The sequence below is a fragment of the Mycobacterium sp. NGS41 genome, from assembly GCF_059812725.1.
On record NZ_JCALDF010000059.1, the window covers coordinates 1 to 11,150 of the forward strand.

General features: G+C 62.9%; 12 protein-coding genes and 1 pseudogene. 3 read left to right on the plus strand and 10 right to left on the minus strand.

What is annotated here, in order from left to right; genetic code table 11:
- The 3 genes from AC5Y21_RS25675 to AC5Y21_RS25685 all read right to left on the minus strand — a co-directional run.
- On the minus strand, positions 1-304 hold a 304-nt coding region (locus tag AC5Y21_RS25675), incomplete at its 3' end, for a DNA polymerase beta superfamily protein (RefSeq protein WP_499916908.1).
- A gap of 61 nt (positions 305-365) precedes the next feature.
- Positions 366-929: a TetR family transcriptional regulator gene (locus AC5Y21_RS25680; RefSeq protein WP_499916910.1), complete on the minus strand. Its 564-nt coding sequence runs from the start codon at positions 927-929 to the stop codon at positions 366-368.
- Positions 913-1,377: an SRPBCC family protein gene (locus AC5Y21_RS25685; RefSeq protein ID WP_499916912.1), complete on the minus strand. Its 465-nt coding sequence runs from the start codon at positions 1,375-1,377 to the stop codon at positions 913-915. Before AC5Y21_RS25685 ends, AC5Y21_RS25680 begins: the two co-directional genes overlap by 17 nt.
- A 47-nt stretch (positions 1,378-1,424) precedes the next feature.
- Between AC5Y21_RS25685 and AC5Y21_RS25690 the strand changes: the two genes are divergently transcribed.
- Both AC5Y21_RS25690 and AC5Y21_RS25695 read left to right on the plus strand, forming a co-directional pair.
- Positions 1,425-2,492 carry a DUF2855 family protein gene (locus tag AC5Y21_RS25690; RefSeq protein ID WP_499916914.1) on the plus strand — a complete coding sequence of 356 codons (1,068 nt, stop codon included), beginning with the start codon at positions 1,425-1,427 and terminating at the stop codon, positions 2,490-2,492.
- 53 nt (positions 2,493-2,545) lie between these two features.
- On the plus strand, positions 2,546-4,081 hold the full coding sequence (locus tag AC5Y21_RS25695; RefSeq protein WP_499916916.1) for a WS/DGAT/MGAT family O-acyltransferase: 1,536 nt from the start codon (positions 2,546-2,548) through the stop codon (positions 4,079-4,081).
- Positions 4,082-4,087: 6 nt separating this feature from the next.
- On the opposite strand, the gene AC5Y21_RS25700 is transcribed toward AC5Y21_RS25695, so the two are convergent.
- From AC5Y21_RS25700 to AC5Y21_RS25715, 4 genes are read right to left on the minus strand one after another with little or no spacing between them, the layout of a single operon-like run.
- Complete coding sequence (locus AC5Y21_RS25700) at positions 4,088-4,945, minus strand: TIGR03619 family F420-dependent LLM class oxidoreductase (protein ID WP_499916918.1); 858 nt, start codon at positions 4,943-4,945, stop codon at positions 4,088-4,090.
- Positions 4,942-5,772 carry a TauD/TfdA dioxygenase family protein gene (locus AC5Y21_RS25705; protein WP_499916920.1) on the minus strand — a complete coding sequence of 277 codons (831 nt, stop codon included), beginning with the start codon at positions 5,770-5,772 and terminating at the stop codon, positions 4,942-4,944. Before AC5Y21_RS25705 ends, AC5Y21_RS25700 begins: the two co-directional genes overlap by 4 nt.
- Positions 5,773-5,777: 5 nt before the next feature.
- A complete protein-coding gene (locus AC5Y21_RS25710) occupies positions 5,778-6,101 on the minus strand; it encodes a hypothetical protein (RefSeq protein WP_499916922.1) in 324 nt (107 codons plus the stop codon).
- On the minus strand, positions 6,098-7,381 hold the full coding sequence (locus AC5Y21_RS25715; protein WP_499916924.1) for an aromatic ring-hydroxylating oxygenase subunit alpha: 1,284 nt from the start codon (positions 7,379-7,381) through the stop codon (positions 6,098-6,100). The genes AC5Y21_RS25710 and AC5Y21_RS25715 overlap by 4 nt, the downstream gene beginning before the upstream one ends.
- A 121-nt stretch (positions 7,382-7,502) precedes the next feature.
- Here AC5Y21_RS25715 and AC5Y21_RS25720 point away from each other — a divergent pair, with 121 nt between their 5' ends.
- A complete protein-coding gene (locus AC5Y21_RS25720; RefSeq protein ID WP_499916926.1) occupies positions 7,503-8,423 on the plus strand; it encodes a LysR family transcriptional regulator in 921 nt (306 codons plus the stop codon).
- A 4-nt stretch (positions 8,424-8,427) separates the two neighbouring features.
- On the opposite strand, the gene AC5Y21_RS25725 is transcribed toward AC5Y21_RS25720, so the two are convergent.
- The 3 genes and pseudogenes from AC5Y21_RS25725 to AC5Y21_RS25735 form a co-directional block, all read right to left on the minus strand.
- Positions 8,428-9,384, minus strand: coding sequence for a TIGR03564 family F420-dependent LLM class oxidoreductase (locus AC5Y21_RS25725; protein WP_499916928.1), 957 nt, complete (start codon positions 9,382-9,384; stop codon positions 8,428-8,430).
- Between the two features lie 12 nt (positions 9,385-9,396).
- A complete protein-coding gene (locus tag AC5Y21_RS25730; protein ID WP_499916930.1) occupies positions 9,397-10,140 on the minus strand; it encodes a hypothetical protein in 744 nt (247 codons plus the stop codon).
- Positions 10,141-10,142: 2 nt separating this feature from the next.
- Positions 10,143-11,044: pseudogene (locus AC5Y21_RS25735) on the minus strand (NAD-dependent epimerase/dehydratase family protein).
- Positions 11,045-11,150: the final 106 nt, after the last annotated feature.

An 11,150-nucleotide genomic window follows, 5' to 3' on the forward strand; every position in this document is an offset into this window, starting at 1 on the left:
CGTAGATGACCAGATCGAGGTCACCGGCGCCAGATCGGACCCCTTCCGGCTGGGTGCGGTACTGGTATTGCTCGAATTGGCGTAAGCCGATGACGCACTCGGGCGGTTCTATGCAGATACCCATTTCGTCTCGGTCGTCGGTGCCTTCGATGGTGACACCGTGCAGCCCCGAACCGACTTGCGTGCGAAGCACGGTGTTGGCCTCGGCGATGTGTCGGTGCCAGTCGGTTGCGTGGCGGTTCTTGAAGACCGGGGCTTCAGTCGCCTCGTCGTCGGACTCGCCTTCGGTGTGGTAGCCGGCCATAGGGGGACGGTATCGCGCTGGTCGGTGAAAAGCGCGGTCAAAGTCTGGCGTCCGCAGCCATTCAGCGGGGCCGCCCGACCTTTCCGGCTTGCCGGAGGAGATTGGCGAAGGTTTGCGCCGCCGCAGTGACGCCCGCGTCGTCGTCGGTGGCCACCAGATCGAGCAGCAGTCCGCGCGTGACAGCCAGGCCCAGGCGTATCAGGGCGGGGTCGCTTGTCCCGCGGGCCGCGGTGTCCACCTCAGCCAGCCAGGCGTCCACAGCACCCGGCACCATGCGGACAAAAGGCTCCTCGCCCTGGACCCCGCGGGAGTAACACTCGAAGAAGAGGCGCTCGAACGGCCGCAGCGCGGGCAAGCTCAGGTTGTCCCACATGGCGGCGAAACTGTCGCCCGGCTCAGTTGGCAGGTCGGCCAAAAGAGTCATCTGGCGCCGTTCCACTTCATCCACGATTGCGAGAAGCAGTTCGTCCCGGGATGCGAAGTGGTGCAGCAGCATTCGGTGGCTGGTGCCGACCGCGGCAGCCACTTCCCGCAGCGAGCGGTCCCCGATGCCGCCGGCGGCGAATTCTTCGACTAGCGCATCGAGAAGCTGCCGGCGCCGCTTGAAATCAGGAGTGCGGGCCAAGGGCGTGCCGCAGTTGCTCGCTGCGGCCCTTGAGGCCTCGGGCTTCCATCTCCAAATAGCGGCGCGTGGTGCGGCGCATCAGTCGGCCGACCATCGCACCGACCAGGCCCCGCTGGTCGACCCCTTGGCGCACGAGCGTACGACCGTCGCCGATTGGCGTCAGCGTGTGATGGGCCGAGGTCGAGCCGCCTGAGGAACGCTGCACCCAGATCCACGAGACGCCGGGCGCCACATCGGTGACCTCTGCCACATCGGTGACCTCCCAAACGAGCGTCGGCAATTTGGGCTGTTTGATTTCAAAGCGCTTGCCGACGGCGATGCCGGGCCCATCGAGGGCGACCAAGCGGGTCACCGAAGCGGTCCACTCGGGCCAGCACTCGACATCGGTGAACACATCCCACACCAGCGTGGCCGGTGCATCGATCTCCACGCTGCTCTCAGTAATCATGTACCAGATGGTACATCAATTTCTGGCTAATGCCATAGGCTTTTCAAATGGACTTCGAGCTGAGCCGCAAAGATTTACACCAGACCCGATTCCAATCCGACGATGCGCCGGCGCCGGAAGGCGGGCAAGCACGTCTGCGCGTCGAGTCCTTCGGGCTGACCTCGAACAACATCACCTACGCGGTGTTCGGCGAGGCGATGAAATATTGGGAATTCTTCCCGGCCTCGGACCCCGACTGGGGAAAGCTGAATGTCTGGGGTTACGCCCACGTCGAGGAGTCGCGGCACACCGATCTGGCGCCGGGCACCCGCGTCTACGGCTACCTACCCTGCGCCAGTCACTTGGTGGTCGTACCCGACCGCATCAACGAGAAGGGGTTCATCGACGCCGCGCCGCACCGGGCGTCGCTGCCCTCGGCCTACCAGGGCTACCGCGATGTCCAGACCGATCCCGTCTACTCGGCCGGCCGCGAGGCGGAGCACATCCTTTTCTTTCCACTCTTCTTCACGTCTTTTCTCATCGACGACTTCCTCGCCGACGAGGGCTTTTTCGGCGCGGACACGATCACGATTTCCAGCGCCTCGTCGAAAACGGCGATCATCGCGGCCTACCTCCTCGCCAAGCGGGAGGGCATCGAGATCGTGGGCCTCACCTCAGCGGGTAACAGTGAGTTCGTCAAGGGACTAGGTGTCTACGATTCGGTTTACCGCTACGACGACGTTTCCGAACTACCGGGCGACCATGCGGTTTACGTCGACATCTCGGGCGACACTGCGGTACGCACTGACGTCCACGCCCACTACGGCGACCGCCTCGCCCATAGTGCTGCCGTCGGTGTGACCCACTGGACCCAGATGACGCAAGGCACCGGCCGTCTGGCGGGCCCGAGCCCCGTCTTCTTCTTCGCCCCGGACCGCATCAAGAAGCGCGGCGCCGACTGGGGCACAGCGAAACTCGACGACAACGTAGCCGAGGCGTGGTCGCCCTTCGCGGAGTGGGCATCGACTTGGCTTCGCGTCGAACGGATTTCGGGTGAGGATGATATCCAGCGGGCTTACCTCGAGCTACTCGACGGAAAGGTCGATCCGACGGTCGGCACCATCGTGGACCTGTGAAGGACCATGGCGCGATCCCGAATTTCATCTGAATCCTTACCTGCCGATCTGCCGTGTTCCGCACGAGCAACGCCCGCACGCAGGTTGCTAATCCCGACTCCGGATCCTGGGCTTACCCTGGGCGAGTAAATATTCGTGAGGAGATGTCTGTGCAGCAGCTGAGTTGGACCGACGACATGCTGCTACGTGCCGAAAGGCCAGCGACACCATTACAGATTCAGCTGTTGCTGATTTATGACCCGTCGACCGCCCCGGCCGGCAAAGTGACCTTCAAGGGGATTCTCGAGGAGCTCGACGCCCGGCTGCATCTCGCGGATGTGTTCCGGAGGCGGTTAACCGAGCTGCCCGCCGGTTTACACAGGCCTTACTGGGTGGAGGACCCGAACTTCGATCTCGAGTATCACGTCCGCCATATCGCGCTGCCCCAACCTGGCGACTGGCGGCAGCTGTGTATCCAGATCGCCCGGCTGCACGCCCGACAGATCGACCTGCGACGTCCGCCGTGGGAAATCACCGTCATCGAGGGACTGAATTCCGTGCCGGGAGTACCGAAGGGCTCGTTCGCAATGGCGTTGAAACTGCACCACTGTGCAGTCGACGGCATGGCGAGCGTGCAGATGATTGCGGCGCTCCACGACCTTACCGCTGATAGCCCCCGCCCCGCTGGCCCGGACAGCCCCTGGCATCCCGACCGCCTTCCCACCAATGCCGACTTACTGTCGCGCACGGCAATCAACGCGGCGCTCTACCCGCTACGGGCAGGCGCAGTGATCGCCTCGAATGCTCCCAAGATGATCCGCGGCCTGGCCGGCCTGCCCGGCAAGGTGGTAGGCAGTGCGGCGTCAAAGGTCGTCGGTGGCAGCGTTATTCCGTCGTTTCCACCGAAGACGCGCTTCAACCAAACGGTGTCACCGCACCGTGTCTTCGAGGCGCGGTTCCACGAGCTCGCCGATTTCAGGCGGATCAAGGCGAGTGTGCCCGGCGCGACAATCAATGATGTGGCGCTCGCATACGTTGGCGGTGCCCTTCGCCACTATCTGGATGGACACGGCGAGCTTCCCGATCAATCGCTTGTCGCGGCATGCCCGATGTCACTGCGTGAGGCGGGCGATAAGACCAGCAAGGGCAATGCGGTGTTCGGGCGGTTGCAATCGCTCGGCACCGACATCGCTGATCCGCTCGAACGTCTGGCCGTCATCGCCGAAGCGACGTCGGCGAGTCTCTCGGGAGCGGACAAATCCAGTGGGACCCAGCTGCTCGACCTGATTGAAACAGTGCCGACGTCACTGCTCGGGATCGCTGCAAAGGCCGCGAGCGTGATTCCGTTCTCTGGCCCCACGGTCGCCAACACGACCGTGACCAACGTGCCCGGTCCACCCGACCCGATCTTCTTCCGCGGCGCCCGGCTCGTCCGCGCCGCCGGTCTCGGGCCGCTGGTAGGCGGCTTGAACCTGATCCATGTCGTTGCCAGCTACAACGGAACTCTCTCGATCAGCGCCACTGCGGATCGCGACGCCCTGCCCGACCCGGCCAGGTATTCCGAATGCATGGAAAACGCGTTTCAGGAGTTGCTTTCAGCCGTGAGCTGAGCTGACTCAGAACGTCTTGGCGTGCAACTCGGCAAGCGCGTGGATCTGCTCAATGTAGTGCTCCAGCGAGTGATGGATGAACCTGGCCGACAACGTGGTAGTGCCCGCTGCGGCCATGGTCTGCAGCGTCTCCTCGGTCGACGCCGGCTCCCGCACCGGATCGAGCGGTTGATCAGCGGGCAGGACGACCTCGAACCCCGCCGGCAGCTCTCGCGCCTGCAACCACTCGGCAGCGGTGGCGATAGGCACATTGAACGGACACCACCCGTCGGCGAGAGTGACCGCACGGCGCAACGATCGCCTGGTGCGGCCACCGATCCACATCGGCATATGCGGCTGTAGCGCACACGGATCAACGGTGAGCCCGCCGAACGAGTAATACTCGCCCTCATAAGCCGGCTCATTGGTTGGCAAGGCCGCCCGCAGCGCCCGTAAAGCGTCGTCAGCACGAGCACCACGATCGTCGAACGGCGCGCCCAGCAGGTCGAACTCCTCCTTCAGGGTGCCGACGCCCACACCCAAAATGACTCTGCCGCCACTGACGTGATCCAATGTGCCATAACGCTTTACGATCGCGAGCGGATGATGGTACCCGAGCACCAGCGTCATTGTGGCGAGCCGGATCTGCCGAGTGCGCGCCGACAGGTAGCCGAACGTGGCGAGCGGATCCCAGTACCTGGCACCGCGCCGCGGGGCCTCGCTGGAAGGTATGCCGATGTGCTCACTGCAGGTGAGGTGGTGATATCCGAGCCGGTCTGCGGTTTCGGCGACGCGGCCGATGTCCTCGATCGTGGCGTTCTGCTCCCACGTCAGCGCAGCGCCGGCGACGTTGGTGACGACGGGCGTCGTAATGCCAAGTTTCAATTCAGGGGCTCTTCTCCGGCAAGAATTGTGCGGTGCATGAGACGGCCGCTATCAGCGGCATACGGTAGCGCTCGGTGCATGGTGCCGGTGTTGTCCCACATAAGCAGGTCGCCGAGTTGCCACTCGTGCCGATAGACGTATTGCGGCTGCGTGGCCCAATCCCGAAGGCGCGCAAGCAATGCGCGACTTTCCTCCACCGGCACTCCGATCACGTAGTCCGCGGTCGCGCCCAGTAGCAACGACTTGCGTCCGGACTGGTGCGTCCACACCATCGGGCAAGACTTCGTCGGAGATTTCTGCCAGAAGGTGATCTCGTCGTAACTCATTTCCGGCCGCACGTAGTACTGCGAGCGCTCCGCGCTGTGGACCACCCGAAGGTCGGCGATCGTCTCCTTGTCGGTGTCCGGCAAATCCTCGTAAGCCGCATAGGTATTGCAGAACTCGGTCTGCCCGCCGGAATCCGACAGCTTCACGGCCCGCAGCAGGGTGGCAAGGTTCGGATAGGGCTGCAGCGAGCCGTCGAAATGCCAGAACATCGAGCCTTTCAGGTACTCGGCTCGCTGGTTCACGTTCTTGTCGAGCGAGATCTTGTAGATTCCGCCCTCTCCCTCGTTCTGCACGATGTCGCCGAGGGTTCTGGCTATGGCGACTTGCTGCTCGTCGTTGAGCTGAAGGCCGCGGAAGAAGATCACGCCACGCTGCTCCAGCGTTGCGCGGATGGTCTCCGCTACGCGGCCACTGAGCAGGCTCTCGAGGTCGGTCCTTATCTCGCTGCCGATCGACGTTGTGCAGTCGACGATTTCGAGCTGCTCTGACCGAAGTCCCATAGTCGTCAGCTCAGCCTCGTCAGAATGGTGTTCGCCGAATGCTTTACCCGCGGCTGTCTCCACAGCTCGACTGCCAACGAGACTGTAATCAACGAGTAGAGCAGATTGCGAAGGTTGGCGACATCCTCGGGCAGCGGTTCGGAGTAGTCGAACTTGTCGATATAGGCGACCGCTTCCTCGGCGTGCGGAAACAACTCGTCGTAGAACGCCTGTATCTCACTCATAGAACTGTTCACGCGCTTCACATAACGCTCGTGCCCGTCCTCGATGGCCCACTCGGCGACCAAATGCTCGAGCTGTGAAAACTCCTGAGGCAGAAGCGTATTCATCGAGTCGCCTTCGAGTTCTCGCCGGCCTCCACGTAGTCGCCCACCACCTTGTGCAGATGACGCAGCAGGATCTCCTCGTCGTTCATCGTGAAATGCGTGAGTGCGCCACTGTTCAGCATTGCCTGTATACCTTCAGACGGGCTGGCGTCTTCCAGGATGATGTCGTTGAGGAAGGTCACTGTCAGCTCTTGTCCCAGCCGCTCTTTGTGCGTCTTGGGCGGCTGATAGAACATCTCGACTTCGAAGATGTGGGAGTGCGGGCCGGTCGGCCAATGGGTGTGCGTGCTGAAGCCGGATGAACCGAAAATCAGCACGAAGTTGGGGAAGAACTGGAACGAATCGAAGCCGTATTTCTCCGACCGCGTGGGATTGAGCCCCGCCGGCATCGGACCGCGATCGGCGCGCTTGGTCCACGGGCCGGCCGCGCTCGCCTCCATCACGCATTCGATCGGCTTGGAATACGGCGTCTTTTGCGACGGCTCGCCGGAGAAGGAGAACATCCGATGCGGGCCCGCGAGCCGGTAGGCCAACGCGTCGGTGAACGGATTGGGCTGGTCGAACGCGTCTCTGGCCTCTGCGGTGAGAGCGCCGAACGAGGACGCATGCAGATACGGGCCGTGATAGCTCTCCGCGAAACCGTCGACGAAGATCTTCCAGTTGCACTGCAATTCGGTTTTGAACCGATAGACCTGGTGCGGCCCGGCGAAGGGATAGCCTTCGATGCCGTGCGCCAGCTCGCCGAGGTATGAACGAAGCGGCTCGCTGTTGTGCGGGTTGAGGTTGATGAAGATAAAGCCTTCCCAGACTTCGCATTGGACCGATGGCACGCGGCAACTCTCGGCATCGAAGTCGAGCAGCAGATCCTTGCGGGTGGCTGCATGCAGCGAGCCATCCAGGTTGTAGCGCCAGCCGTGAAAACGGCAGTAGAGCAACGGCGCCCGACCCTGCACCTCCTCGAACGGGTCGTCCTGCCACAGCATCTTGTTACCGCGGTGCGGACAGATGTTGTGGAAGGCGCGGATCACGTCGTCTTTGCCCCGCACGATGATGATCGAGGTGTTCAGGAACTTCAGCTCGCGGGTGAAGTAGCTGCCGGACCGCGGCACCCGCTCCACCCGCCCCACGTAGAGCCAGGTTTTCTTGAAGACGTGCTCGCGTTCCTTATCGTAGAACTCCTCCGACACGCAGTCCTCGAGGGACACTTGGCCGCGGCCCAATTCGGGATAGGCATCTGTCCAATGCCCACTCGCCGGCTTGGTCACCAGGACGTCCTGACTCATGAGGCCCTCCTTGCCCTTCCTCCACGTAGGCCCCGGTCCCCTACCGGCAGAACGTAGCACTTGACCAAATACGCAAAACAGGCTTTCAATTGCAACACCCTGTTGCATTTCTGAAACACCGATGGAACAAAACCTGCCGTTCGACCTCGATGCCTTGCTGGTATTCGGCAAGGTCGTCGAGTGCCGCAGCCTGTCGAAAGCGGCGACACTGCTCGGCATGCCCAAGTCGACCGTCAGCCGCAAGCTCAGCAAGCTGGAATCAGACCTGGGTATCAAGCTGCTGCGCAAGAACACGCACCAGCTCACCGTCACCGATCTGGGCGCGAAGATCTACAGCCACGGCGTGAACATCCTCGCCGAGGCCAACGGCGTACGCGCGCTGGTAGAAGGCAGCAAGCAAGAGCCACAAGGTGAGCTGCGCGTTGCCATTCCGGTCTTTGTCGGTATCGACTATGCCTCCAGAGTCGGCGCTGAGTTCCTGCAGCGCTATCCGAACTCGCGCCTCGATATCCGCTTGGTGGACAACGTCGTTCATCCCGTCAACGACGGGTACGACGTGGTTTTCGGAACCGGGCCGCTGCAGGACTCGACGCTGATCGCACGGAAGGTCTTCAGCCTCGAACTTTTTCTCTGCGCCTCACCTGACTTCATCGGGCACCTGGCCGAGCCCATTACTGCTCCGCCACAGTTGAATACGCTGCCGTTCATCGATTGCGGCATCTGCGAAGGACCGCGCAAGCTCACGCTCGCGAAGAACAAGCGACGCTATGAGCTCTCACCCATGGTGCGGGCGCGCGCCAACAACTTTCAGGTGTGCAAGCAGTACATCCTGCACGGGCTTGGTATCGGGGCGATGCCCAACCAGATCATCGTCACCGCTGAATTGCGCGACGGAAGCATCGTGCCCGTGCTGCCGGACTGGCGCCTCGAACGGATGGATGTGTACATGATTCACCCGTTCCAGCTGTCGTTCTCGACGTTGATCAGCGCGTTCTACGAGACGGCATGCGAAATCATCACCGAGAACTCGGCACGAACCTGACTGTCTACAGAGCCGGACACAGCGACGCGAGAAACTCCTGCGTCCGCAGCCGCGAACGAGTTCGGGTAGTCGCGTCCTCCCCCAACGGGACGATGCGCGCTGCCAAATCGGTGGCACCCGCTTCCTGATAGCGGCGCAACCGCGCCAGGATGGCCGCCTCGTCGCCCGCCGCCATGGTGTCGCCGACGTCCTTGGCGTCGCCGTGTTCAAGCAGGCGCACATAGTTGGGTGAGAAGTCCGCATGTCCCAAGACTCGGCTGGCGTAGGCGCGTGCTTTCTCTGCTTCTCCGTTTGCGCACAGGGCAACGGGGATCCCGGCGACGACCCGCGGCGCGGGCCGCCCGGCGGCGTCGGCCGCGGCCGTGATGCGCGGTACGACGTGGTCACGGATGGCCCGCTCGTCGGCCATCCACAAAATGGTGCCGTCAGTTCGCTCGCCGGCAATGCGCAACATGGTCGGTCCTAACGCCGCCAACAAGACTGGCATTTCGAAGGCGTCAGTGACATCCACGGGACCGTGGACGCGGTAGCTCTCATTCTCCAGGTGGACGAATCCGGGGCCGTCGAACGATGCGGCGAGAACGTCGAGGTAGTCCCTCACCAAGTGTGCGGGCCTGTCGTAGGGCAGCCCGAGTTGGCCATTGACGATCCAATGGTGTGACGGCCCGACGCCGAGCGTGAACCGCCCGCCGCAGGCCACCTGAGTCGTCAGCGCCTGCTGGGCCATGATCATCGGATGGCGGGTCTGGATCGGCACGACCGCAGTGGCCAATTCGATGCTGTTGGTTGCCTGACCCAGCAGAGTGATCGCGGTCATCGCATCGAGGTAGCCGGGAACCTGCGGCATCCAGAACGTCTGGAAGCCAGCGCTTTCCGCGTGGATGCCGTCATCGACGAGGCCGGCCAACCGGTCTGCTCGCGAACGCTCCTTATCGGAGCCAACCATCAGGCCGACGCGCACGGCGTCCCCCGGTCACGGCACATAGCGGTCCCACTCGTACGGCACGACAACGTGAAACGGGGCAGCCAGAAGCGGTTCGGTCCCCGATTCACGCCAACCAGTTTGCAGCACGGGTTGCAGCCGTTTCGCGGTGGCAACCGGATCGTCATCCAGGAAGCAGTAGGTGATCCACTGGCCGGGCTGCGTGTCCGCCAGCCGCGCATCCACTTTCAGTGCGATGGCGGACCAGACGCCGGCTACTCCCTCGACGTCGATTAGATCGGTCGACGGCGTGCTTCCCTGTTCGACCAACAGGAAAGCGCCCCGTACCGGCAGCCAGGGCAGCACATCCGCGCCGATCTTGACTCTCGGCGCCGCCACCTTGTGCCGCACCTCGTATACACCGCGTTCCACCGGGGGCAGGAGTGGCGGCATCCGGCCGGCCACACGCAACGCCGCACCGAGATCGGTGAACGGTTGAAGTCCATCGGGATCGGTGAAGAAGTACGTCATCACGTGGTCGACCGCGTCCAGGGGACCCCGGCTCGCCGACCGTGCGGATCGGCAATCCGGCGTGGACACCGGTCGTAACGAGGCGCGCAGCCTCTGCAGACGGTATTGCTCGGGACGGTGGTCGAGCGTGTGCCAGCGCAGATAGTCGGCATCGCTGCCGTCGGGATGGCGGGCCGCCATGGACACAAACAGGGTGCTGATGTCTCCCCTGCCCGTGGCAATGACCTCGGCGACCTCGTCGGTGGGCGTGCCGGGCAACGTCACCGTCATGTCCTCAGCGCTATTTCGGGGTGGCGGGCCTGGATCATGCGTCGAAAGCCTTCGCGCCACGGCACTTTCGTCCGGCCCAGTAGTTCGTGCATGCGTGTGACGTCCGGCCACAGCGGGGTGTGGGCCTTTGGCGTGTACTCGAAGATCGGCTCGACACCTACCAGCTCGCCCATATAAGTGCAGTACTCTTCGACGCTGACGGTCTCACTGCCCGCCCAGTTGACGACGACCGGCGGCGTCGCGGCCACTTCCATGGCGCGGATGCCGAATTCGACGTAGTCGTCTTCGTAGATTGGGTTGTAGTTGTTCGGTTTGTCGGGATAAAGCCGAATCGGCTTGTGTGCCAACATCGCGTCGAAGCGGTCGGCAGGCGCACCACCTTCCGGTCCGTACGTCGAGCAGATACGGATGATGGTCAGTGGAATTCGGTAGCGGTGGGAAATCCAGGTGCACACCGCTTCGGCCGCGACCTTCGAGATGCTGTAGTTCGCACGCAACGGAACGCCGGGCGGATCCGTCTCGGTCAGGGGCCGTTGCCCCTGGTACGCGTAGATCGAGCCGGTCGAACAGAAGACGAAACCTTTCGCCGTCCGGCAGTGATAGAGCAAGTCGCCCGACCTCTCCGCGTTGGTCTTGACGCAGCGTGTCCAGTCGCCGGTGCCCGTGTCCACTGCTGCGTGAACACATAGTTGAAATCGTCTGGCAGATTTGACAAGTCGGCTGCCGACATATCGAGCGAAATCGGTGTAATGCCGGCGGCCACGAGCTGATCTCGGGAGGCCGACGCCGTCATGCGAGCCGCGCCCCAGACCTCGTTGCGGCCCGCCAGTGCCCGCGCAATCGGAAACCCGACCTTGCCCGTAGCGCCTGTGATCAGGATCTTCTGTCCGTCAAGCAAACATGGCCTCACTTCCGACACGCTTTCCGAAGCATCCCCCACTAATAGGCCCGGGGATCGTATCCCGTCGTCGCCGTCTCTGTGAACTACTTGACACCGATCAGGG

Excerpts from the sequence above, each read along its gene's own strand:
- AC5Y21_RS25705 (WP_499916920.1), bottom strand. The coding sequence starts at position 5,772 with ATGGGACTTCGGTCAGAGCAGCTCGAAATCGTCGACTGCACAACGTCG.
- AC5Y21_RS25720 (WP_499916926.1), top strand. The coding sequence starts at position 7,503 with ATGGAACAAAACCTGCCGTTCGACCTCGATGCCTTGCTGGTATTCGGC.
- AC5Y21_RS25685 (WP_499916912.1), bottom strand. The coding sequence starts at position 1,377 with ATGATTACTGAGAGCAGCGTGGAGATCGATGCACCGGCCACGCTGGTG.
- AC5Y21_RS25690 (WP_499916914.1), top strand. The coding sequence starts at position 1,425 with ATGGACTTCGAGCTGAGCCGCAAAGATTTACACCAGACCCGATTCCAA.
- AC5Y21_RS25710 (WP_499916922.1), bottom strand. The coding sequence starts at position 6,101 with ATGAATACGCTTCTGCCTCAGGAGTTTTCACAGCTCGAGCATTTGGTC.
- AC5Y21_RS25715 (WP_499916924.1), bottom strand. The coding sequence starts at position 7,381 with ATGAGTCAGGACGTCCTGGTGACCAAGCCGGCGAGTGGGCATTGGACA.